Source organism: Mucilaginibacter pallidiroseus, from assembly GCF_007846085.1.
GTDB lineage: Bacteria > Bacteroidota > Bacteroidia > Sphingobacteriales > Sphingobacteriaceae > Mucilaginibacter > Mucilaginibacter pallidiroseus.
The window spans coordinates 25,004-47,883 of the sequence record NZ_VOEJ01000001.1 but is presented as its reverse complement, the minus strand read 5'-3'; the positions used below and the strand labels follow the sequence as shown (position 1 = coordinate 47,883).

21 protein-coding genes are annotated in these 22,880 nt (G+C 43.3%); 10 read left to right on the top strand and 11 right to left on the bottom strand.

The features are described from left to right. Positions 1–28 precede the first annotated feature (28 nt). From FPZ43_RS00250 to FPZ43_RS00235, 4 genes are all read right to left on the bottom strand, one after another. Positions 29–1,885: a glycoside hydrolase family 97 protein gene (locus tag FPZ43_RS00250; protein ID WP_146379845.1), complete on the bottom strand. Its 1,857-nt coding sequence runs from the start codon at positions 1,883–1,885 to the stop codon at positions 29–31. Positions 1,886–2,035: 150 nt separating this feature from the next. After that, a complete protein-coding gene (locus FPZ43_RS00245; protein WP_146379844.1) occupies positions 2,036–2,407 on the bottom strand; it encodes a hypothetical protein in 372 nt (123 codons plus the stop codon). After that, positions 2,404–2,889 (bottom strand): DoxX family protein, encoded by a 486-nt coding sequence (locus FPZ43_RS00240; protein ID WP_146379843.1) that lies wholly within the window; start codon positions 2,887–2,889, stop codon positions 2,404–2,406. The genes FPZ43_RS00245 and FPZ43_RS00240 overlap by 4 nt, the downstream gene beginning before the upstream one ends. Before the next feature lie 86 nt (positions 2,890–2,975). Continuing rightward, entirely contained in the window at positions 2,976–4,133 is a 1,158-nt protein-coding gene (locus FPZ43_RS00235) for a helix-turn-helix domain-containing protein (RefSeq protein WP_146379842.1), read from the bottom strand. 155 nt (positions 4,134–4,288) lie between these two features. On the opposite strand from FPZ43_RS00235, the gene FPZ43_RS00230 reads away from it, so the two are divergent. The 7 genes from FPZ43_RS00230 to FPZ43_RS00200 all read left to right on the top strand — a co-directional run bounded on the left by FPZ43_RS00230 (position 4,289) and on the right by FPZ43_RS00200 (position 11,586). Continuing rightward, entirely contained in the window at positions 4,289–5,515 is a 1,227-nt protein-coding gene (locus FPZ43_RS00230; protein WP_146379841.1) for an MFS transporter, read from the top strand. 74 nt (positions 5,516–5,589) lie between these two features. Next, positions 5,590–6,708, top strand: coding sequence for a metallophosphoesterase family protein (locus FPZ43_RS00225; RefSeq protein WP_146379840.1), 1,119 nt, complete (start codon positions 5,590–5,592; stop codon positions 6,706–6,708). 11 nt (positions 6,709–6,719) lie between these two features. Continuing rightward, positions 6,720–7,964: an arsenic transporter gene (locus FPZ43_RS00220; protein WP_146379839.1), complete on the top strand. Its 1,245-nt coding sequence runs from the start codon at positions 6,720–6,722 to the stop codon at positions 7,962–7,964. An 89-nt stretch (positions 7,965–8,053) separates the two neighbouring features. Next, the gene (locus FPZ43_RS00215) at positions 8,054–8,809 is read left to right on the top strand and encodes a hypothetical protein (RefSeq protein WP_146379838.1); all 756 of its coding nucleotides are present in this window, start codon (positions 8,054–8,056) and stop codon (positions 8,807–8,809) included. Between the two features lie 44 nt (positions 8,810–8,853). Continuing rightward, positions 8,854–9,576 carry a hypothetical protein gene (locus FPZ43_RS00210; protein ID WP_146379837.1) on the top strand — a complete coding sequence of 241 codons (723 nt, stop codon included), beginning with the start codon at positions 8,854–8,856 and terminating at the stop codon, positions 9,574–9,576. After that, positions 9,573–10,256 carry a response regulator transcription factor gene (locus tag FPZ43_RS00205; protein WP_146379836.1) on the top strand — a complete coding sequence of 228 codons (684 nt, stop codon included), beginning with the start codon at positions 9,573–9,575 and terminating at the stop codon, positions 10,254–10,256. The genes FPZ43_RS00210 and FPZ43_RS00205 overlap by 4 nt, the downstream gene beginning before the upstream one ends. Before the next feature lies 1 nt (position 10,257). Beyond that, a complete protein-coding gene (locus FPZ43_RS00200) occupies positions 10,258–11,586 on the top strand; it encodes a histidine kinase dimerization/phospho-acceptor domain-containing protein (protein ID WP_146379835.1) in 1,329 nt (442 codons plus the stop codon). On the opposite strand, the gene FPZ43_RS00195 is transcribed toward FPZ43_RS00200, so the two are convergent. Continuing rightward, on the bottom strand, positions 11,550–11,969 hold the full coding sequence (locus FPZ43_RS00195; protein ID WP_146379834.1) for a CBS domain-containing protein: 420 nt from the start codon (positions 11,967–11,969) through the stop codon (positions 11,550–11,552). The genes FPZ43_RS00200 and FPZ43_RS00195 overlap by 37 nt on opposite strands. Positions 11,970–12,001: 32 nt before the next feature. Continuing rightward, positions 12,002–13,387, bottom strand: coding sequence for a PAS domain-containing sensor histidine kinase (locus FPZ43_RS00190; RefSeq protein WP_186461726.1), 1,386 nt, complete (start codon positions 13,385–13,387; stop codon positions 12,002–12,004). A 281-nt stretch (positions 13,388–13,668) separates the two neighbouring features. On the opposite strand from FPZ43_RS00190, the gene FPZ43_RS00185 reads away from it, so the two are divergent. The 3 genes from FPZ43_RS00185 (at position 13,669) to FPZ43_RS00175 (ending at position 19,024) form a co-directional block, all read left to right on the top strand. After that, complete coding sequence (locus tag FPZ43_RS00185) at positions 13,669–18,084, top strand: PAS domain S-box protein (protein WP_146379832.1); 4,416 nt, start codon at positions 13,669–13,671, stop codon at positions 18,082–18,084. Positions 18,085–18,238: 154 nt separating this feature from the next. Beyond that, positions 18,239–18,514, top strand: coding sequence for a hypothetical protein (locus FPZ43_RS00180; RefSeq protein WP_146379831.1), 276 nt, complete (start codon positions 18,239–18,241; stop codon positions 18,512–18,514). 186 nt (positions 18,515–18,700) lie between these two features. Then, positions 18,701–19,024 (top strand): single-stranded DNA-binding protein, encoded by a 324-nt coding sequence (locus FPZ43_RS00175; protein WP_146379830.1) that lies wholly within the window; start codon positions 18,701–18,703, stop codon positions 19,022–19,024. Between the two features lie 11 nt (positions 19,025–19,035). Here FPZ43_RS00175 and FPZ43_RS00170 read toward each other — a convergent pair whose 3' ends face one another. From FPZ43_RS00170 to FPZ43_RS00150, 5 genes are all read right to left on the bottom strand, one after another. Beyond that, positions 19,036–19,683: a response regulator gene (locus FPZ43_RS00170; protein ID WP_146379829.1), complete on the bottom strand. Its 648-nt coding sequence runs from the start codon at positions 19,681–19,683 to the stop codon at positions 19,036–19,038. Positions 19,684–20,006: 323 nt separating this feature from the next. Further along, positions 20,007–20,288 (bottom strand): hypothetical protein, encoded by a 282-nt coding sequence (locus FPZ43_RS00165; RefSeq protein ID WP_146379828.1) that lies wholly within the window; start codon positions 20,286–20,288, stop codon positions 20,007–20,009. Beyond that, positions 20,275–20,460, bottom strand: coding sequence for a hypothetical protein (locus FPZ43_RS00160; protein WP_146379827.1), 186 nt, complete (start codon positions 20,458–20,460; stop codon positions 20,275–20,277). Before FPZ43_RS00160 ends, FPZ43_RS00165 begins: the two co-directional genes overlap by 14 nt. A 153-nt stretch (positions 20,461–20,613) precedes the next feature. Beyond that, positions 20,614–21,495, bottom strand: coding sequence for a manganese catalase family protein (locus tag FPZ43_RS00155; protein WP_146379826.1), 882 nt, complete (start codon positions 21,493–21,495; stop codon positions 20,614–20,616). 161 nt (positions 21,496–21,656) lie between these two features. Further along, positions 21,657–22,709, bottom strand: a complete 1,053-nt coding sequence (locus FPZ43_RS00150) for a zinc-dependent alcohol dehydrogenase (RefSeq protein WP_146379825.1) — start codon at positions 22,707–22,709, stop codon at positions 21,657–21,659. Positions 22,710–22,880: the final 171 nt, after the last annotated feature.

Below are 22,880 nucleotides of genomic sequence, written 5' to 3'. Positions count from 1 at the left end.
ACTCATAATGCCTTTATAAGAGCGAACACTAATCGAACATGGCTATAAAGCCATCACCTGAGCCGAGATCAATGTTAAACTTGTCTTTATTGGTGACCGTTCCCTTAGCTGAGGTGTTTGCTTGTTTATTACCCATAAACTGATAGCTGTGTGCTTTATAGGATAGAAATGAAAGCGGAACACTTATGTTGCGCGCCTGTTTATTATTCAGCACTGCTAAAAACCATTTTGTACCGCTTCGCCTTGCCATTACGCACACCTCCCCTATTTCACTTGGGGGAAGGACTACAGTCTCATCCCAAACACTTGGAATGGCACGTACAAAAGGTAAGGCCTCACTTTTAAGTAAATCAGCAGGATCCACCCCCAGGCACAAAAACGGGGATGTAAAAGTAACCATTGTAGCAACCTGATGAGGAAGCGTGGTTGACGAAACAAACTTGGCTGTACTCAACGGCGTGTAATCACCATGCCCCGCAAGGTAACGCGTAAACGGAATGATGGTGTTATGGCTTGGCCAGTCGGTATCGTCACTATACTCCAGCCCCCTTACAGCCTCTCGGGATAGCTCATTTGGCCAGGTACGGCTTTGCCCCGACGGTTTACTTGCGCCGTGATAATCGATCATGAGGTGCTGTTTTGCCGCCTCACGGCTTGCCCTGTTGTAAAAGTCGACCAGGTTTTGCGACTCGCTGCTCATGAAATCAATTTTTACCCCGGCTACGCCAGCCTGACGGCAATTTTTAAAGAATTCTTTCATGTAAAAGGAGTCTTTAAGCCCGGCAATACCATTGTTGTTTGGATAAGCTGCCCAAACCCATATTTTGACGTTCTTGGCGGCGGAGTAATCTACCAATTCTCTCAATAACTGCCAGTTATCTTTGCCGGCAGCCTCCCATCGGCCCCAGCCATCATCTACCAAATTGTAAGGTATCCCACACTGTGCTGCAAGGTCGGTAAACCTGCGCATGTTCTCGGGTGTTACCGCGCGAACGGCTGTCATCCATGACCATACACTTTTGCCAGGTTTAATCCATTCCGTATCAAAATCTTCTGGAAACAACCTGCTGTCAGGCTCGGGCGACAAGCAGGCAATTATGTCGTTGTTAACCACTGAGTTTAAATCGGGCCCAATGCTGATCACCCTCCAGGGCGTTGTAACATTTCTGTCCAAATTAACCTCACCATCTAAAGCAGTTGCAAAAACACTGGTACCGGTAGCAACAAGGTACATACCTGCATAGTTGTTAACATTCGCCTCGGTGATTGCCGCAAAACCTTTATTATTTGGTAATACTACTGTTATTGGCATACCAATAACCTGCCCGCTTTTGATGCCTGCGGCCGTACTCTTACTGTACGTCCCTTCATAATTATGTATATCGCCCTGCCACCAGTTTTCTGCCTTTTCAGGTATGTTAAAGGTTGTTAACTCACGGGTAATTTTAGCCTGCCCCTGGTCTGGCATAACATAGCGGAAAGCTATTCCTGTATTAAAAGCCTGTACTTCAATAGCAAGCGTATTTGTTGAATTAACAGGCCCGGTAAAAACTGTTGCTGTTGTTGCATGATAAATAGCCTTGCTATGCACACCACGCCAGGCAAACTGCTTTTGTATCACCTTGGCTTTCGACGCCCGGAGTTTTTTGGCGCTTCCAATTTCAAAACCGTTAACCAACAGCCCCATACGCGATTGATTGATTACCGCAATCTTTTTATAGTCAACGCGGTATTGCAGCAAGCCTTGCTTATCCGTAAATATGGTTGCGGAGACCTTTTTATCAGGGCTTTTGATAGTAAAGCTGTTAATCTGTGCCTTTACATTTAAAGAGTTGCCTATAAATAAAATAATCAATAAAACCCTGTTTAGCGGAGAAATGAGCATAGTAATAATTAAGAATACAGTAAAAACAAAAGGCGGAAATTGACCTCAAAAATCCTGTCGATGAAGATAGACCAATATTTTGTTTGTACAAAATGAAAATAAAGCAGACATATGACGAGATTAACAAATCGGTTAGATAGCCCGTACTTATCAATTGATTTTTCCGGGCACTTGGTACTTCGCTTCATAACTCATTGTATCCTTATCAACAAAGTCTATCCGCCGGTTAGGTTGTCCTTTTAGCTCCACCTTATCGTCAATAGCAAATTTACATTCGAGAAAATTATACCCCGTTACGGTGTTAAAGCTGACTGTGTATATCGAGTCTTTAATTACCGGCTGCATGACTAAATCTTTGTCACTACTTAAAGGATTACCTTCGCCCCGCACGCCCACTTGCTTAATGTTTTTAATACCGGTAACATATAGCTTTAAGTTAACGGTAACCGTCCTTGATTTTTGTACGCAACCAGTCAGCATTGCTGCGAAAATAATAAAGGTGCTGATTGATAATGTTTTCATTTGCTTGATTTTGTTAGTAAATAGTCTATGCCAAATCTGCCGCTTCCCAGTAAGGTAGTGTACAAGGCCACCCAGCAAAATCCCATTGCCGGTAACATGTTCCATAAGCCGTTTTCCCACTGTTGCATAAAAATGGCCACCAACATGGTAAGCAGTAATAAAAAGCTAAATAATCTTGTCTGTAAGCCCAGCAGCAGGAATATGCCGCCCACAGCCTCGCTGAATGCGCCTATCCAGGCAAAAAAAGCAGGGAACATTGCAAATATTCCGCCGTAATGCGCAACATCATTAGGGAACCAAAATGCAACTTCAAAAAAATGCAGGTTGGCATCGGCGGGGCTCCATGGCAAACCAAACTTTGCCGAGCCGAAGTTTGTTGCAAGCAGGTAACCACAAACAATCCTCGGGATTGCTGATAATAGATCTTGAAACCAGTGAGGCAATAAATGCGGCCTGGTTAATGGTGTAAGTAAATGGATCATTGTTTGTTTTTTGACGCAATTTCTGCAGATGCAAACAGCGCTGCGCTTCAAAACATGTTATGAGGCAATAACTATCGATTTGTTACTTATTGCTTCAAATATTGGCTTGGATTAACGCCTGTAAACTTTTTAAAGGCCCGGTTGAAAGTGGCTTTTGAGTAAAAACCTGCCTCGAGCGCTATAGCCAGCAGGCTGAAATTCATGTACTGTGGGTGTTGCATTAACCTAACCGCCTCCTTAACGCGATGTTGGTTTATAAAATCATTAAACGATAAACCGTAGCTGCCATTAATTACTTTGCTTAGCAGCGAAGGGTTGGTGCCCAAATGCAGGGCCAGGTCAGACAGGGTAAGGTCGGCCTTTAAAAACATCTTTTCTTCAATCGCTGCGTCCAGTTTATGTTTCCATAGCAGCATCCACGTATCATCAACTAAATTCACAGCATCATCAACCAAAACCGGATTCTGTTGAGTTGTAATTGCATCTGGATCAAAAGTTAGTTTAAGATCGCGTACTAGTTGCGTATTGTATGCGCTTATGGCCATATAATAACAGATGATGGCGAACGCAAGGAAGTAATACCAGTTTCGAGCATACTGCAACTCGATGAATATGGAAAGGATTTGCTCGAAAAGGAAGAGAACGGTGAGCGCTGTAAATACCCAAAGGAAGTTTCGTAACCAACGAAAGCCCGCTACATCTGCAAAAGACAATTCGACACCGGCAAACTGCTTGTAATTTTGATAGTACCTTAAAGTTATGAGCAAGTAGATAACAACGCTGCACAACCATGCATAACTATACCAGCGGTCAAAGTCAGGGTCGGACCTTCCATTCATTAAATAATAGCGCTTCAGTATTAATTTGTCTGTCACGAACACTACTAAGCACCAAGTTAAATAAAGCAAGCCCGGTAAAAAATGTAGCAACTCCTGCTTTCGAACTTTGTAGGTTACGTTGGTCAACGCCTTTATGTACAGGTACAATAACGGCCCGAAAAACAAGGGTTGTAAGAAAGGCGTGTAAAACAGAATATCGCGATATGGCTGCTTATCATACCATCCTCCAAAGCCGGTCATCCACGGTACAATAAATAACGAAGCTAAAATCAAAAAGAAGCCCAGGAGCTGGTCGGAAAGCCTGCTATCGCGCTTGCCGCGTACCAGAAAAAGAATGCTGTAAACTACAAGATGTAAAAAGAAAGCGAGTAACAGTGAACTGTTACGTCCGAAAATGAAATACATGTACCGAATATACGAAAAGGCGACAGCGTATATACACGCATTGTTCCCTAGCGATATGAAGAAAAATTAATTTGATTTTCATCAGTCAATCATGGAGTTGGAGTTTCTTTTGCAGTGGATAGTGAAAATCAATCTACCTGTAATTATCCATTTATATGATGACACCAAGCAACTCGTCGATACCTGTTAGAATTGAAAAAGGCACCATTCGTGCTTTGGAAAGCCTTAACTTTTTTATGGCCGATTTACAGGCAGGTGTTGGCCCATTCCTGGGCATTTTCCTTTTAGCCCACGGTTGGAAAAGCGGATTGATTGGTTCGGTCATGACCATTGGCGGCGTTGCGGGCATGATCATGACCATTCCTGCAGGGGCACTGATTGATGCGACGAAAAAGAAGCGTAATTACATAATCCTGTCGGCAATCTTCAGCATTCTTGCTTCGGGGATCATCCTGCTTTCTCAAGAATTTTGGATGGTAACCGTATCGCAGGTTGCAACAGCAATAGCCGGATCAGCCATTGGCCCGGCAGTAATTGGTATCACTTTAGGCATTGTAAAACAAAAAGGCTTTAACAGGCAAAATGGCTATAACCAGGCATGGAACCACGCAGGCAATGTAACAGGCGCTGCATTGTCCGGTTACCTTGGCTATAAGTTTGGCCTTCCGGCTATTTTTGCCTTGTCGGCATTATTTGGCGTACTAGCCATCATATCAACCTTATTTATCCCTGCTAATGCAATTGACGACCGTGCTGCCCGGGGAATGAAAGATGACAATACAGATGATAAAGCAAGTGGTTTAGCCGTTTTGCTGAATTGTAAGCCGCTGCTAATCCTCGCTGCGGCACTGGCATTTTTCCATCTGGGCAACGGCGCAATGCTTCCGTTATATGGCTTAGCAGCTGCTGCCAACAAAGTTGGTAACCCATCGGGCTTTGTGGCCCAAACTATTGTAATTGCGCAAGTTGTGATGATAGTTGTATCGCTCATAGCCATGCGCATGGCCGAAAAGAGTGGTTACTGGCTGGTAATGCTCATCTCCTTTATTGCCTTGCCCATTAGGGGACTAATTGCTTCGTATATGATTAATAATACCGGTATTTATCCGGTTCAAATTCTTGACGGTATTGGTGCGGGGCTGCAAAGCGTTGCGGTACCGGGGTTGGTTGCGCATATTTTAAACGGCACCGGGCGGGTAAATATAGGCCAAGGCGCAGTGATGACCGTTCAGGGATTGGGTGCTGCATTAAGCCCTGCTATTGGTGGTTGGATAGCGCAAAGCATTGGTTATAATTCTGCATTCCTGATACTGGGCAGCTTTGCAACCGGCTCAATATTACTATGGATCATATATTCTAAATGTATTAAAGAAGCTTGTTAAGGCTATTTATTGTTTGCTTACATACCTCCCTGTCATAATTGCTTTTGTTGTTTAAGACAGTTACGTACAATTTTATGAAAAATCAGCTCACATTTGCCCACATCGGCGACCTGCATATAACCAAAGCAAGGGAGCAAAATTATATTGATTTCCTTTCCATCATTTCACAAATTGAAATTGAGTGCAGCAAACAGTTAGACTTTGTTTTTCTACCAGGAGATAATGCAGACAATGGATTGCCTTTTCAATATCAGTTGGTTGAAACGGCACTTAAGATGCTGAGCGTACCGGTACATATCATCCCCGGCGATCATGATATGGAACAGGGTAGCCTGGAAAACTACTATCAATTAAGTCATACCCGGAAGCTACCCTACTCGTTCACAAAAAATGGTTGTCGTTGCGTGCTTCTTGACGTATGCGGGCGTGGCAAAGGCGGCCCTGATTTTAGATTATTAGATGAACAACTCATTTGGCTGGAAAATGAGTTTAACCTTGCCCATACTGAAAGCAACAAGATTGTGCTGTTTATGCATACTTACCCAGCCGACCTGGCCGACATGAAGGAAATAGCCCGCCTAAACCAGCTTATTTCAAAGCATCAGGTAGTTTTGGTAGATATGGGACACACGCACTACAATGAGATAAGTAATGATGGCCACACGATATACTCGGCCACACGGTCGACCGGACAGATAGAGGAAGGGCCGGTAGGTTATTCCTTAATAACGATTAAGGATGGGGTTGTAAGCTGGCGGTTTAAGCCGCTTGATGATCCATTCCCTCTCGTTGTGATTACACAACCTGCCGACTACAGACTTTTAACTTCTAAGGATCATACCATAGTTGACAAGATAGAAGTGGAAGCAATAGTTTTTGGATCGCGCGATTTGGAACAGGTAAAGTGCAAAACAGAAAATAACACTTGGCTGGAAATGACTAAAGAGCGGGATAATATTTACAGTGCTACTTTATATGATCTACCTTATGCAGATAAAATAAGCATTACAGTAGAAGCTAAAGATTTAACCGGCAGGCCGGGCAGGCACACAATATGTGCAGCTACTCCCCTGTTTATTATAGAACGAAAAATTAAAGATGGCAGTAACAGAAATGCTATTGATGGCTGGCCGGAAAATGGCATATTTGGTACACAACTGGGGCCAAATCAAAATGGAAAACCCTTATCATAATCAACCATAATATGCAGCCTGTTTTTATTTGGGTTATCTCGATTTTGGCCATTGGGGGCGTTATTACCCGTCCATTTAAATTACCCGAGGCGGTGTGGGCCGTATCTGGCGCAGTTGCACTTGTTGCTTTCGGCCTGATAAGCCCCTCCGCAGGATTAGCAGGCATTAAAAAAGGCCTCGACGTGTACTTGTTTTTAATAGGCATGATGCTACTTGCCGAGACCGCCCGTGAAGAGAAGCTATTTGATTGGCTGGCTGCCCATGCCACCAGAATGGCCAGGGGATCTGCCGCCCTGTTGTTTTTTTTAATTTACCTGGTTGGGATTGTGGTAACGGCATTCCTATCAAATGATGCTACCGCAGTTGTGCTTACACCCGCAGTGGCCGCAGCGGTGAAAACGGCTAATGCAAAAAAACCATTGCCTTTTCTGTTTATCTGCGCATTTATTGCTAATGCTGCATCTTTTCTACTGCCAATTTCTAACCCGGCTAACCTGGTTATTTATGGTTCGCACATGCCATCGCTATTACAATGGCTGCCGCAATACTTGCTGCCATCTGCCTGCTCAATCGTGGCAACCTATCTCATTTTGCGTTTTACCCAGCGCGAGGAACTTAAACAAACAATTGCAACAGATATTGAGATACCAACGCTATCTACCGGCGGCAAAACAGCTTTAATTGGAATAGTGTGTACCGCGGTACTGCTATTAATTTCGTCTGCCTACGCGGTAGACCTTGGCCTGCCTACTGCCATTGCCGGAATTTTAACTTGCCTGGTGGTATTAATCAGTGCGAAGAAAAGCCCGTTAATAATTATTAAAGGAATATCATGGGCGGTTTTGCCTTTGGTTGCAGGGTTGTTTGTGATAGTAGAAGCGCTAAACAAAACAGGATTAACACAACAGCTTAGCGCTTTGCTGCAACAGGCAGTAGCTGAATCTACTTATGGTGCTGTATGGCTCAGCGGGACAGTAGTTGCAGCTGCCTGTAACCTCATGAATAATTTACCCGCCGGGCTAATAGTAGGTAATGTTATGCAAACAGGGCATGTGCCCGAGGTGGTGAAAAGTGCCGTACTAATTGGTATTGACCTTGGCCCCAACCTATCCATAACCGGTTCACTTGCCACCTTATTGTGGCTCGTGGCGTTGCGGCGCGAGGGAATAGAAGTTGGCGCATGGCAATTTTTAAAGTTGGGCGCCGTAGTGATGACCGCAGCATTGATAATAACACTGGCTTCGCTGTGGATATGAAGTATTCTTAATTTGCTATTCATACCCGCTTCAGGCCAGCTGGGTAATTTTGAGTATAAATAAGATAATCCAATTTAAATTCAAAAAAAATGAAAAATCAAATTAAGAAAATGTCACTGTTGGCTGCCATGCTGCTCACCGGCTCAGCAATATATGCGCAAAACGCTAAAACAGGCGCCGTGCCGCCAACACCGCCTACATTCCATGCAGCTTTACCGCCAACGCCGCCAAAAGATCATCCGGCTCCACGTGGAAGGAACAGCCGGAATGTGCCACAACAAGGCCTTAAAGTTATTACTACCATTAGCGGTAAGGTAATTGCTTATGTTGCAAATGACCGAAACATTTATGACAGTTTTAATCTGCAAAGCGGTAGCAAGATGGTAAACGTTAAATTCCCCGACCACTTAGGCAGCCAACTAATGCGCGATGCAAAAAAGGGTGAAAACGTTGTTGTTAATGGCTTTTCACAAACTGATCCGAGTGGTGTTGCAGTATTTCACTTGGTAAGCGCAACAGCAAGTGGAAATCAAATTACTGACGCGCCGCCTGCAGCACCTGCAAAAACCAATGCTCCTGAGCTTAAAAACCACGAAAGTACCATTAGTAGTTTCCAAAAAAATGCGGAGGGTAATGTTAATGGTATCGTATTAAACTCAAAAGAGATCGTCGAAACGCCACCGCATATCATGGAGCAACTGCAGGGTATCCTAAAAGTTGGCCAAAAAATCAGTTTAACCGGTTTTAAATTTATGCCACCTTCCGGCGTGGTAATGGCAAGTTCAAATACCGTTATTCGGCCTCAAACTATTACTGCCGGCGGCCAAACCTACCTGGTACGCTAAAACAGCACAAACTCATTTGTGTTATATGTAAAAAGTCGATCATAATGAGCCAACAGCAATTATTACCACCCGGCAAGCCAAACACGGCGCTAATGGTGGTAATTGCTTTGTTAACACTTATAATCCTGGTCCTGCTATTTAAATCGCCGTTACCAGGTCCTCCCGCGGGGCCATCAACCCTGCCGCCGCCGCCAGACCATCACATTGGTGTAGTTAAAGAAAAAACGGGGAAGGTAATTTCATATAAATACAACGCTCATTTCGATATTAATTCATTGCAATTGCAAACCAAGACCGATGGCTTAATAACCGTAGACTTTTTACCGCACACCGCTGCAAAAGTTATGGAAACAGGTCCTGTGGGGCAATTGGTAAACCTGACAATTACCAGCAGGCCAAATGACGAGCAGGTTGGCAACAGGTTGGTAAGCATTAAAAACGCTGCTACAGATTCTACTTTTGTTATGACTGAATTGCCCCCTCCGCCTGATGTACCCGGTCAGTTGATCGAAAACTTCAATATTGCCAATCCAATTGTAGTAACTGATAATTACGGCGGCATAGTGGCATTAAGAAAAGGCGATTTGTTCTTTCATTTTAAACCGGGCCTGGTTGACGATATAGCCGGTCAGATTAAGGCCAGCAAACTATTTGGCATACAAGCCGTTAGGCGAGGCGATCAGTTAGGGTTTGTGAATGTAAAGCATGACAAGGTGTATATAGTGCTAAGTCTTCATATCGATAATAAAACATTTTTGGTACGATGAAAATCTTGTTGATTGAAGACGAATTGAAGCTGGCAGGTTTTATTGCCGATGCGCTGCGCCAATCGGGCCACGTATGTGATCATATACCGGATGGTACAAAGGGCTTGGAAGCCATCATGACGGGCGACTACGATTTGGTTTTGCTTGACCTGATGCTGCCATCTATGAATGGCTTTGACGTATTAAAAAATTTAAAAAGCTTTAATAAGAGTGTGGGCGTTATCATATTAAGTGCCCTTAATGATACCGAAAACGTAATCAAAGGACTTGACCTTGGTGCAGTTGACTATCTCAAAAAACCTTTTGATCTGGAAGAATTATTAGCAAGGGTAAGAAGTGCTCAGCGCCGATTGCTAAATCAGGGAACATTTAAGCTAAAATCTGAAGGCTTGACTGTAGATCTGTTAAGCCGCGAAGTTTGCCGTGATGGGAAAGCTGTTTTGTTAAGCAATCGTGAGTTTGCATTACTGGAATACCTGATGACCAACAGCAACAAAGTACTTACAAAATCGCAGATACTTGAAAAAGTCTGGGACATGAACTTTGACCCGGGAAGCAATATAGTAGAAGTGCATCTTTATCAACTGCGAAAAAAAATGGACCGCGGTTACGCGCAGGAGTTGATACAAACAGTAATTGGCCGGGGTTACATTTTTAAAGGCAATGTGGTAAGCGCTTGATATGAAATTAACGTTTATATCGGGCATTAAACTAAAGATTACTGTAGCTTTCAGCCTGGTGTTTGTGAGCCTGAGCCTTGTTTTTAACTTATATTGTTACCAGCGGATCAAAAGCCTGCTCATAAACGATAACAACAAATACTTACTTGACAGAGCCGAGCGCTATCTCAGCAAGATCGACGTATCTCCTGTCATTATACCTTTGCCAGGCAATAATACCATGATACGGGTGCTTAATCACTCCCGTAATAATCACCACATCCTGTTCGAGTCGCCGGGTATAATTCGAAAAATTCCAACGCCCGTTAAAACGGGCGTAACGGACACTTTAAACCAACGTGTAACTTTTGTAACCAACGTTATCGAAGATAACCCGGCAGAACTGGTATTGGTAACAGACGGCACTCAATTAAATAAAAGCCTTGATTATCTGCTAATTCTACTCATATCCTGTAGTCTGGCAAGCGTAGTCATTGCAGCACTAGTCTCTTATATATTGGCCTATTCACTACTAAGGCCTGTGCAAAAAATCATTAATGCGTCAAACGTAATTAACACTAACCAATTAAAGGAACTAATCCCTGTTGAGGAAACTGGTGACGAATTGCAGGAGCTAACCGAGACTATAAACAGGATGCTTATCCGGATAGAATCATCCCTTCAGCAACAGCAGAATTTTTTTGCCTCAGCCTCACACGAATTAAAAACGCCATTAGCCATCATGAAAGCCGAACTGGAGCTCGGGCTGATAAAAAAGGGGGTCGATCCGGAATTGAAAGCTTTGCTAAGCAGCCAATTAGACGAAATTAACCGCTTACAAATGGTTGTGCAGGAATTTCTGATGATAAGCGAACTTAAGAACGGCTCATTAAAGGCATACAAAGAACCGGTTGATATTGCGGCATTTGTTGTTAAAGCTTTTCACCATTTGCAACCGCTATTAGCAGCTAAAAATTTGAAACCTGAAATTACTTTTAATAAAAACGTCAGCGACTTTACCATATCTGCAGATAAAGATAAAATTTGGATAACGCTGCTAAACGTTATCGAGAATGCAATTAAGTACAGTCCGGATGCAGGAAGCATAAGTTGCCTGGTTGAAGAATGCCCCCATAAGCCTGCATTGGTTATCTGTGTTACTAATGCCACAACTCATGAAAAAATTAACACCGATTTTCTCCAGAATGCCTTTTACCGTGCAGATGCAATCCAATCCGGTAACGGCATGGGCTTGTGGCTTTCTAATCAATTACTATCGGCCCAAGGCGGCGAACTGCAGCTCGTGTCGGCTGATTATACTTTTACCGCCAAATTGATATTATTGATTTGAAGGCCTTTATCAGGCAAACTTAAGTTCTTGGTTTGCTCCAACTGATTAAATAAAGTTACAGTAACAGCCTCCATTGAAATAACGCCCAAAAAATCCACATCGTTATAAACCGGAAGATATGGCGTGGAAGCTGTTTGCATCAATTTAAAAATTTCGCTTAGAGAATTTTTCGGGCTTACGCTGGGTTTATGGAACGCACAATCAATAAGCTGATAGCCCGTTTCACGGATCATGTCAACAGGTGTAATTAGTCCTACGGTTTTTAAATCTTCGTCTACAACTACTAAAAACTCGTTTACTTTGAGCCACTGCAAAACCTGCCTTGTATCTTCCAAAATGGAAACGCTTGTATAGTCTCTGGTAATTATTGCTGCTATGTCCATATCTATTGGTGATCTATCGTAAAAAATTGAGTCTAAAGCATTATAATTGGTAACGAAAATTTAAAAACTGCGCCTTTCCCCTCTTCACTTTCTACTGATATGTGCCCCTTATGCTGACGTATTATTTCCGATGCAATGAATAGCCCCAAACCCAAACCCTCATATTGCCCTTTTGGTAAGGTATCTACACGATAGAATCGATCGAAAACCCTGCGAAGTTTTTCTTTCGGAATGCCAATGCCATGATCGCTCACGGTAACTTCAAGCGTGTTATCAACTTTTGCCAACGAAAGATTAACAGGAGCATGAGGCGGAGAATATTTAAATGCGTTGCTAAGCAAATTGGTAACCACTTGTCCAATCCTTTCATGATCTGCGTTAACGTGCGGAAGTCCTTCGGGAATGTCCATTATTAATTCGCGGCCGGTAGTACTTGCACTTACCGCAACAGCCGCGTCCTTTACACATACAGCTAAATCAATAGGGTTGAAATGGTAGCTTAACTCCCCAGCTTTAATACGGGTCATGTTAAGCATGTCATCAATCAGGATCAGCAGTTTTTCGGTTTGCGCCTTTATGCGCGACAGGTACATGGGCTGGTCGTCACGTTTATTATCCTGCCAGCGCTTTTCTGCAATCTGCAAAAATCCACGTATGGCCGTTATGGGCGACTTAAGCTCGTGCGACGCCATGTTTACAAAATCCTCCTGATGGCGTTGTTGGTTAACCCGGTGCGTTATGTCCCTAACTTGTATAATTAATCCGCGTACCATCGGGTCGTTCAGTAAGTTGTTAATACAGCACTCTGTCCACCGCCACTCGCCGTTTCCGCACAATATGCGTTGCTGCAATAAAGCCGATCCCTGCCCCTGGTTTTGCAGGCGAAGCTGGGTTAACTCAAAATCTGTCCTTTCTTCGGGATGCACAAGTTCTGCAAGTGAAAAATCATGAAGCTCCTGGCCGCTCCGTACAAACAACCGCAATGCTGCCGACGAGGCTTGCGTTACATTGCATTGTGCATCGCACATGAGCAAAGCTTCGGCGCCCTGGTCAATAATGCGCCGGTATTTTTGTTCGCTTTCGTCAAGCTTACGCATCCAGCGGCCATTCCACCAAAACAATAGAATAAGGGCCACGCCCTCACTAAAAAACAGCACCAATTCGGCAATGGTGTATCGGCCCACCGTATTTGTTACCGGCATAAGCCAACTAAACGTGCATACAGCTATTGCTACCAGGGCAGCTGTAATACCCCTTACACCTGTAGCAAACCCCGAAGCAAATAATACTAAAAAGTACAACAGGAATGGTATGCTGTAATTTGTTTGTTTAAAACAAATTAGCTTGATATACGTAGCTAATACGGCCAGTAATACCGGCAATACATAAACTGCTATTGGATGTTGAATAATTTGCATTTGTAAAGATCTTCTTCCCATACCCCTTCCCTTTCTGGGAATAAAGCTATTTGATAAGAATTTCTCGAGCTGGGTTATTTACGCATTCAACAATGTTTTTTTACGTTAAATTGCGCTCATTGTCAACAATTTAACTAACGAATAGCAAACTTTAGCCCAGGCAACTAAAAATCAATTCATGTAAGTAAAGCAATACGTATACTAAATTGAGCAGTAGCCTTGCTAACAACTTGTTGTTGTAATCTGTTATCTTGGTTGCGCTATACCTAAAGCCAGACACGATGGAACCAAACGAAAACAACGAGCTGCTCAGAAATACGATTGACAGCTCCCTGGATATGATCCAGGTGTTTCGGACGGTAAGAGATGATAAGGGAGAGATAACAGACTTTGTTTGGATTTTAAATAATAATGCGTCAGAAAAATTTTATGGCGACGTTATCGGCAAAAGCTTACTTACCTTAAACCCCGGTGTTATAAAGGAAGGCATTTTTGACACCTTCAAAATGGTGGTAGAAACAGGCCAACCCAACCAATCTGTACGCCACTATGTACACGAGCAATTTGATGGCTGGTTCCTGCAATCGGCAGTGAAACAGGGCGATTGGCTAACAACTACCACTAAGGATATTACACAATTGAAAAGGGCCGAGCAAAACATCCTTGAGAAACAGGCTTTGTTAGAATCAGTGCTGAATAATACTGAAAGCAGTATAATGCTGCTTAAACCTATTCAAGACAAAAAAGGTGATATAATAGATTTTGAATATGAGTATGCAAATGATCCGACGCTAAAATCTGTAAGTCGCGACTCGCTTTTAGGGAAAAGAATGATTGAAGAATTCCCGGAAGTTAAAGATTCAGATCTCTTTAAAAAATATGTTACAGTCGCTGAAACCGGCGAGGGTTTTAAGGGAGAAGTTAATATCGACCCTTATGGCTATCCGGTATGGGCCCAGGTGTTCGCGCTGAAATTCGCCGACGGTATATTGGTCACCTACTTTGATATAAGTGAACGAAAAAGGACAGATCAGCAACTGGTAGAAAGTAAAGAATTAGTACAAACCGTTTTTAATGTGACCATCAATCCAATAGCTTACCATAAAGCCGTTCGGGATCATAACAATAAGATTATCGATTTCGAATTTCAATTGGAAAATCAGAAAGCACGGGAATATTCGCTCGAAGACCGGACCGGTCAACGCTACTCCGACGCCTACCCGGGGATAAAAGACACCGTTGTTTTTGAAAAGTATTGCAACGTAGTGGAAAGCGGCAACAACCTTGATACCGAAGTTGAAGTTTCCTTAAGGGGCCGTAACCATTGGTTTCACTTAATGGCAGCCAAGCTTGGCGACGGGCTGGTTGCAACCGCCATCAATATTACCGAACGGAAGCAAGCGCAGGACGAAATTCTCAGATTAAAGGATGATATTGCCCAACACGCGGAAGATAAATACCGAACGCTGTTTAATGCTATTGACGAAGGCTTCGCACTAATGGAACTGGTTCGCAACAACGATGGCCTAGTTGTTGATTTGATTTACAGAGAAGTAAATGAAGCCTTTAAACGCTTTACGGGGTGGCAGGAGGCCGTAGGCGTTAGAGGCAGTGAATTGATGCCACGGTTGGAAAGTTCACTCCTTGAACAGATGCAATTGGTTGCCGATACCGGGAACCCATTTAGAAAAGAAGACTATGTAATTAACCTTGATCGATGGTATGATGTACACTACTCTGCGGTAGGAGCGCCCGGTAGTAATGTGATAGTTGCTGTTTTTAATGACACCACTGACCGAAAACAGCAGGAAATGCAACAGCAATTTTTACTTGAGTTCTCTGACGCTTTGCGGGTTGAAACAAGTGAAGATGCTATAGCTAACCAGTCGCTTCGAATGATTGCAGATTTCCTGAAACTTGACCGCTGCTACATTGCGTTATACAATTTAGATGATGACAAGGCAGATGTTTTATTTCAAACAGGAAATGAAACTATCCCACCAATGCCCGACAAAATAAGATTGTCAGATTTCCCAGATGCGCTTAAAGTAATTTTTGACAGCACGCTTGTTATAAATGACCTTCAGCACGAGCCAGGCCTTTCCGACAATGATAAAATTAATATTGGTGCATTTGGTTTTAACGCATTGGTTGCTGCTACATTACGAAAGCATAAGAACATCCCGCTATGGTGCATTGTAGCCGTATCATCAAAGCCACGTGTATGGCTACAAAGCCATATATTTCTTTTGGAAGAAATTACAGAGCGAACCTGGGCGGCTATTGAAAAAGCAAAGGCCGATGAAATGATCCGGTATTCTGAGCAACGTTTCCAATCTATTGCCAACCTTATACCTGACCTGCTTTGGGATAGCGAACCTAATGGTTCAACAAACTGGTGTAACTATAGTTGGCTTGCATACACAGGGCAAAAATTTGAAGAGGCCATAGGCTCGGGTTGGATAAACACTATTCATCCCGACGACCGGCAGGGCTCTGCTCAGCGCTACGCCGAGGCTGTTACGGCCGGAAAGTATCTGCATCAAGAGCATAGAATAAGAAGATACGATGGCCAATACAGATGGTTTGTAGTTAGCGCGTCGCCAGTAACCGATGACAACGGAAAAGTGATAAAGATGTACGGTGCCGCTACAGACATACATGACCGTAAACTGGCGGAACAGCAAGCGCTGGCTAACGAGCGGCGACAGACATTTCTGTTGCAACTTTCTGACGCGATCCGCACAGTGTCTGACCCTGTTAAGATACAGCGCACGGCCGCACGGCTATTGCGCGAAAGGCTCAAAGCCGGATGGTGTTACTACAACGAATTTGACGAAACTCAAAAAGTTTCGAAAGTGCTTATTGATGACGTGAGGGACGGCTTGCCATCAATGGTGGGCGTTCATGATCTTTCTGTGGTTCCCGAGTTTCTTGACCATGTACGTGCAGGAAATATATTAAAAGCGCCGGATATCGCTGTATCCGGTTTATTCAACCAGCCGGTTACTGATCATTATGCATCGTTAGGCATGCGCTCGGCATTGGGTGTTCCGCTGGTAAAAGACGACAGATTACTTGCGGTTTTGCTTGTTGCAGACACCATTCCGCGCGAGTGGACACCGGAGGAGATTGAATTGTTAAAAGAGGTTGCCGAACGTACCTGGAACGCCATCGTTCGTGCACAGGCCGAAACGGAATTAAAACAGGTACAATCTACCTACTTGCTTAAATTAGAGCAACAGGTGCGAGATCGTACTGCAGAATTACTGGCTAACCGCGATCAGCTCCAATTATTTTTAGACACTACACTGGTGCAAATGTCAATACTGGAAGCGGTACGTGACAGCAACGGTGTACTGACGGACTTGAGGATAAAAGCAGTTAACCAGGAGCTTGAAAAGGAAACTGGGCGAAATGATCTGGTTGGTAAATTGTACGCTACAGAATATCCCGGCATTAAAGAAACCGGTTTATTCGGGATGATTATTAAGGCCATAGAAACCGGCGAACCGCAAAGTACAGAATATTTTTACCCGCACGACGGCTTTCAAAAGTGGTTTAGTTGCATGTTTGTTAAGTTGAACGATGGTGTAGTAGCAACCAACATGGATATCAGCGCCAGAAAGCAAGCTGAAGAGGAACGGTTCAAGAATTACGTTCTGTTACATCAATCGGAAGCCATAGCTTCTATGGGCAGTTGGGACTATGAACCGCTAACCGGCAAATTTACATGGTCTGACGGTATGTACCATCTGTTTGATCTTGAGATCGCGCTGGAGATCGCGCCGGAGATCTATCTTAAATATACAACAGAAAACGGCCGCATGGCGGCGGAAAGTGTTGTAGAACATATACGAAATGGCGATACCGATTTTGAGGAAACACTGGAATTAAATATATCCGGTAAAACCAAAGTGCTGAATATCAAAGGTGCTATTGTAAAGGGTGGTGACGGAAAAATTGAGAGAGTATTGGGAGTAGACCTTGACATATCGGCTACGAAAGCTGCTGAAGAGAAGATAAAGCATATGGAGGTTGAGCAGCAATTGGAGATATTCCAAGTAACGTTGAGAACACAGGAGGAAGAACGCCGCCGAATCTCGGAAAGCTTACATAATGGCCTGGGGCAATTACTTTATGGTATAAAAATGAGCCTTTCGCAGCTAAGTATAAAACTGGCCAAAGAGAATGAAGCCGATTTCAACGAAGCCCGGCGCTACACCAGCGAACTCCTATCAGACGCGATACGCGATACCCGTAAGATTTCGCATGAACTTATGCCTACCGTTCTTAATGAGTTTGGCCTGGAGGCTGCCATTAAGGATATATGCAGCCTGATGCGCGACGGCACAAAATTTAACTGCATTGTTAATTTAAATGGCATTAAACTGGATAAATATATGCAGCTAGCCATATTTAGGACCTTGCAGGAGCTGATGACCAACATTGTAAAACACGCCAAAGCCACAGCGGCACTGGTTGAAGTAAACGCTGATGATAAAAACGTTTACCTGCGCGTATATGATAACGGCGAGGGTATCGATAAAACTAAACACGGCAAGGGTGGCATTGGCTTAGCGTCTATAAAAAGTAAGGTCGACTTGCTAAACGGCAACGTAGAAATTATCTCGGGCCCGGCACAGGGAACAGATGTAAAAATCGTTCTTCCGTATAAATCGCAAGTAGAGAATTAAGATAAAGTAATGGCAATGCATAGAAGCTTGTACCACTAGTATTTTATGGGCCGCTATCAACTCATGTTACGTATTAACGCGTTATAAATTTAGTATTTGCCTTTACCCGGTGTATTTTCGCTGACCTACATTTGCGATATAAGGGGAAGAGATTATGATGAGTGATGCTTCAAAAAAACACATACGCTTTAGCTATTATGGCAAGTGTTACAACGTTACGGTGGAGAGCCGCAGTTATGCAGATATTATAACCGCTAAGGTTTTAATTGGCCACATCAGGCTTTGGCTGATACTGCAAAATAACGCCTGCCGCCTTATTAGCGATATGCCTATATGTAGCGAACTGAAAGAAATAATTTTTCGTAAAATCGGTTCATATATAAAATCGAATACCGTTACTACTAAGGCAGCTCGATCAAAACTCAACTAAGCACCTTTAGCACGGGTAAATTAATGTGGTAAAGGGCAATAGTAGTGCATTACAGAATTTTTGGCTTGCAACTGGTGACTTATTGCAAACGCGCCGGCATCAACTTACGTAGTTGTCGCAACTAATTTAAGTAATGAAACAACTTGCGTAAAAGTCTCATGGCCTAAGTTTGCATATATCTGTATTATGAACAGCCAGGGAGGAATCAACAAAGTATTTTTGTTAGGTGTAATAAGCAGGCAGCCACGTTTACACAAGAGCGTGCAGGATGGGGCTAAAATATGTTTTACATTAACAACGCGCGAACCGCATCAACAACGGGGAGTGTCTGTTGAGCATACAGAAGAGCATGTAATTAAGATGCCCGAACAGAAAGTGCCGTTGGCCCTAGAATTAGGACAACTGGTGCACATTGAAGGCAAACTAAAAACCACAACTTTTACCGATGAGCAACTTGTAAAGCACTACAAAACAGAGGTGCTGATAACAAAACTAAGCGTTATAAAATAACAAAGTTGCTATCAGGCGAGCAATCCATTCCGCATGGCGAATGATATCAATGCAAGCGAATTACGGCTGCCGGTTTTATCAATCATTGATTGCCGGTAGCCTTCTACGGTGCGTTTGCTGGTAAATAGTTTATCGGCCACTTCTTCGTTGGTGAAGCCGGCAGCAATCAGGCGCAAAACTTCAATCTCGCGCTCCGAAAAGTCGATTTCTTCGGCGGTAACACTTTGCACATTGGGGGATGTAGCAATGCGCTGTATAACGTTGCTAGATAGTCCTGCACATAAGTAGGGCTGGTGACGGGCCACCTGCCTTATGGCAAATACAAGTTCATCCTCGTGTGCAGTTTTAAAAATGTAACTTTTTATGCCGGCTTGGAACGCTTGCTGAATATAACTATCCTCTTCCTGTATAGTCAATAAAATCACTTCAATTTCCGGATATTTATCCTGCACAACTTTGGCCAGTTCCAGCCCGTTCATTACGGGCATATTAAGGTCGCTAAGTAATACATCAGCTTCTACCCCACTGTCCAATAACTCGATAATCTCCTGCCCGTTGGCCCCTTCGCCTGTAACTTTCAGATCAGTTTCCTGGGCTAAAACCTGCCGAAGGCCCCGGCGCACTAATTGATGGTCGTCTGCTAATAATACCCGGATCATAGTTTTCTTGAGTTACTAAACATTAAATAAAAACTCAGCATTAATTTACTTAATTCAGCTAAGATGCCTGAGCCATTCAAGCACAGCTATGAAATAAAACGGCAACGAGCTTCATTAATTTAGTAAACGTTGAGGTAATTTCTGTTGAGTACATGTGCTGATCAATAAACGAGCATATTGAAACAGTACCTCAACAACTGGTGCCGCAATTTCTATTCGGCGTAAACTTTTGGAATTTTTTTAGAAAGCATACGTAATGATTTAGGTTGATGCAATTTTATAACATCATTTAAACATAAAGGTTTTAAGAAGACAAAACATTATCAGATCTCTTCTGTATTCCAGATTTTAACTTCCAAATCAAACTGCTGGGTATCATCTTTAATCAATAACAAAACATCTTCATGCCTTGATGGGTAATGCTTATCTATAGAGTAATATATCTGCTGCAGTAAAGAGCCCAGCGTTGAGTCGACGCATGATTGCCTTAAAGTAAGGAATACTTTTCCCTGCAGGCAACTTATTCTTCCCTGCCCTTCGAGCTGCTTTTCGAGGCATGTGGAGATAGCCTGCGCAAGCTGGAAATCACATCTATCGTTTGTCATTAATACGATTTTTATCTGGCAATTGAAGTGGATGGTTCTTTGCTAGTTGAGCCTTAATTTTGTCCTGCTTTGCACGTTGTTCTTCCTGTGTAAATCCTTGCTCCATCGATTCACTTACTAATGGACCGTTAAGAACTTCAGAGCCGTCTCCAATTTTCCTTTTATGCTTCATATTTAATTAACACGAAAATAAATAGGTAGCTTGATGTGTAAATACGCAATTTGCTGCGATGATTACGTGTTGACATCATGATATGCCTTGCCAAATTAATTAAAGAGTAATTAGATAAAAAAGCCTGCGGTATTTGCCGCAGGCTTTAGCTTATCATGGTAAAATAGTGTCCTTTATATTCTCGAGTATGCCTTTGTCAAGTCCACCTGTCATTTGTTGCTCTTGCGCATAGCCTTTAACATCCGGCGGACCCAAAACCGGCTCCTGGCCCAGCGGCGACGCATAAACATATTTAAATTCGCCTTTGCCGTCAATTGACGGGCCGCTTGCCCAGCGTGCATCCGGTGCTGGTGGCTGTTCAATGTTTGTGGAAACAAAAGCATATTCAAACTCGCGCACCTGATCGCTCATCGGGAAGGTATTTGGTATTGGCAAATTGCTACCAACACCGCCTAAGTCCTCAATCACGGCCAGCCATTGGTTTTGGTGCATGGTATCACGGGCAATTAAAAACGCAAGCATATCTTTCATGCCGGCGTCATCGGTAAGCTCCCATAAACGCGTTGCCAACACCCTACCTGTCGACTCGGCCATCACGTTAGCATACATATCCGCCGCGATGTTCCCGCTTCCTACTACCCATGATCCATTGAAAGGCACACCGTTACTATCAACTGCCATTGCAGCCAAACCCGATGATAGCACATGCCGCGGATCCATCCCGCCTAATATACTGCTTACTATCGGGTTCTCACCGGCCACCTTATCCTTCAACTCATTGGTAGCCCCTTCAAGGTTGAGTGCTACGGCAGTGCTTAGCATTTCGATATGGGAGATTTCTTCGGTTCCTGTGTCAAGCAACATATCCCTGTATTTAGCAGGGCCGCGACTTCCCCACGCCTGAAACAGGTATTGTAAGCATACCCTTATTTCGCCCTCGATACCGCCAATTGCCTGCTGCAACAATTTCGCAAACGCCGGATTTGGTGTTTCTACACGTACCTGGTACTGTAGTTTCTTGTCATGATAAAACATAATTTACCCTTGTTTTTAGATATAAATATTTAGTTATTTAATTGGTAAACTACCAGCCAAATATCAGCAAGTAACAGCACCTTAGTAGTGCCTGCGGTAGACGGATTGCGTAATGGTATCGCTTAGATACAGCTATAAATAATTTGATGCACCCGGAAATTTTAAACTTGTAGGGCTACAAAAACGGCACCGCTACTTTCCTTATCCTGCGCAGTTTCAAACGCATGATTAATATCATCAAGGTTAAAAGTATGGGTGATCATTTTTTTTGTGTTTATTTTACCATTTGCTAACAAGTCCAGGCACAGCTTCATTTCCGAATGTATGTCCCAAAATGCGTAGCTGGCGCTTGTAATAATTTTAATTTCGGCCATTTGGATGTGCTGCCATGGTAACGGTATGGCTATATCACCCGGATCAAACCCGCCAACAATTACAACTTTACCGCTGATGCGCACATATGATATTGCTTGTGGCAAGGTTTGCGGCATTGAGGGGCCGCCCGCGCATTCAAATACTATATCAGCACCTTTTCCATTAGTAAAGTTCATGATTTGCTGATGCGCATCTTGTGTTTTAGAATTAACAGCCAGGTCGGCACCCAGCTCGTGAGCTATCTGTAACGACGATTCAACTTTGTCAACTATGGCAACTCGTGCCCCGCTTAGCTTGGCAAGCTGCAGTTGGGCAAGCCCTATGGGCCCGGCACCTATTACAACAACAGTATCATTTATTTTTACTCCACTTAGCTGGATAGCATGCATCGATACCGAAAATGTATCTAAAACCGTAGCTTCTTCAAAACTGATATGATCAGGCAATAAATGTAGTTTTTCGGCCGGCGCTATTAAATACTCTGCAAAAGCGCGGGATACCGTTTCCATCCGCACTTTGTACAAATTAGGGCATAAGTTATATTGTTGCACTCTGCACCACTCGCAGGTTCCATCGCCAAGTAGGGTTTCAACCACCACCCTGTCTCCTGCTTTGTAACCTGTTACCTGGCTGCCTATATCTACCACCTCGGCGGCAAGTTCATGCCCCATAATTTTGTGGTTTAGCTCGGGCTCATCTTTCTTCCAGTGCCGCAAATCTGTACCGCAAATTCCGGTAGCTTTAATCCTTACAAGTACCCAGTCGGGATGAGGAATAGCCGGTGTTTGCACCTCTTCCACATCAAACTCGCCGCTTTCATTTTTTAAGGCTGCTTTCATCCTATTATCTAAAAGTTTATTTTAAGAAGTATTTATATCGCCGGAACTAATTGGTTGCGCGCACAACTAAAAGTTTTATTTGTAATACGTTGCACTTATAAAGTCAAATCAGCTGCTGATTGCGTGAGAATCAGCTTTTGCTAATCATATAACAAATTTGTAATCCATTGT

What these genes read in the sequence shown, in the direction of transcription:
- FPZ43_RS00250 (WP_146379845.1), bottom strand. Translation starts at nt 1,885, where the DNA reads ATGCTCATTTCTCCGCTAAACAGGGTTTTATTGATTATTTTATTTATA.
- FPZ43_RS00245 (WP_146379844.1), bottom strand. Translation starts at nt 2,407, where the DNA reads ATGAAAACATTATCAATCAGCACCTTTATTATTTTCGCAGCAATGCTG.
- FPZ43_RS00240 (WP_146379843.1), bottom strand. Translation starts at nt 2,889, where the DNA reads ATGATCCATTTACTTACACCATTAACCAGGCCGCATTTATTGCCTCAC.
- FPZ43_RS00235 (WP_146379842.1), bottom strand. Translation starts at nt 4,133, where the DNA reads ATGTATTTCATTTTCGGACGTAACAGTTCACTGTTACTCGCTTTCTTT.
- FPZ43_RS00230 (WP_146379841.1), top strand. Translation starts at nt 4,289, where the DNA reads ATGATGACACCAAGCAACTCGTCGATACCTGTTAGAATTGAAAAAGGC.
- FPZ43_RS00225 (WP_146379840.1), top strand. Translation starts at nt 5,590, where the DNA reads ATGAAAAATCAGCTCACATTTGCCCACATCGGCGACCTGCATATAACC.
- FPZ43_RS00220 (WP_146379839.1), top strand. Translation starts at nt 6,720, where the DNA reads ATGCAGCCTGTTTTTATTTGGGTTATCTCGATTTTGGCCATTGGGGGC.
- FPZ43_RS00215 (WP_146379838.1), top strand. Translation starts at nt 8,054, where the DNA reads ATGAAAAATCAAATTAAGAAAATGTCACTGTTGGCTGCCATGCTGCTC.
- FPZ43_RS00210 (WP_146379837.1), top strand. Translation starts at nt 8,854, where the DNA reads ATGAGCCAACAGCAATTATTACCACCCGGCAAGCCAAACACGGCGCTA.
- FPZ43_RS00205 (WP_146379836.1), top strand. Translation starts at nt 9,573, where the DNA reads ATGAAAATCTTGTTGATTGAAGACGAATTGAAGCTGGCAGGTTTTATT.
- FPZ43_RS00200 (WP_146379835.1), top strand. Translation starts at nt 10,258, where the DNA reads ATGAAATTAACGTTTATATCGGGCATTAAACTAAAGATTACTGTAGCT.
- FPZ43_RS00195 (WP_146379834.1), bottom strand. Translation starts at nt 11,969, where the DNA reads ATGGACATAGCAGCAATAATTACCAGAGACTATACAAGCGTTTCCATT.
- FPZ43_RS00190 (WP_186461726.1), bottom strand. Translation starts at nt 13,387, where the DNA reads ATGCAAATTATTCAACATCCAATAGCAGTTTATGTATTGCCGGTATTA.
- FPZ43_RS00185 (WP_146379832.1), top strand. Translation starts at nt 13,669, where the DNA reads ATGGAACCAAACGAAAACAACGAGCTGCTCAGAAATACGATTGACAGC.
- FPZ43_RS00180 (WP_146379831.1), top strand. Translation starts at nt 18,239, where the DNA reads ATGATGAGTGATGCTTCAAAAAAACACATACGCTTTAGCTATTATGGC.
- FPZ43_RS00175 (WP_146379830.1), top strand. Translation starts at nt 18,701, where the DNA reads ATGAACAGCCAGGGAGGAATCAACAAAGTATTTTTGTTAGGTGTAATA.
- FPZ43_RS00170 (WP_146379829.1), bottom strand. Translation starts at nt 19,683, where the DNA reads ATGATCCGGGTATTATTAGCAGACGACCATCAATTAGTGCGCCGGGGC.
- FPZ43_RS00165 (WP_146379828.1), bottom strand. Translation starts at nt 20,288, where the DNA reads ATGACAAACGATAGATGTGATTTCCAGCTTGCGCAGGCTATCTCCACA.
- FPZ43_RS00160 (WP_146379827.1), bottom strand. Translation starts at nt 20,460, where the DNA reads ATGAAGCATAAAAGGAAAATTGGAGACGGCTCTGAAGTTCTTAACGGT.
- FPZ43_RS00155 (WP_146379826.1), bottom strand. Translation starts at nt 21,495, where the DNA reads ATGTTTTATCATGACAAGAAACTACAGTACCAGGTACGTGTAGAAACA.
- FPZ43_RS00150 (WP_146379825.1), bottom strand. Translation starts at nt 22,709, where the DNA reads ATGAAAGCAGCCTTAAAAAATGAAAGCGGCGAGTTTGATGTGGAAGAG.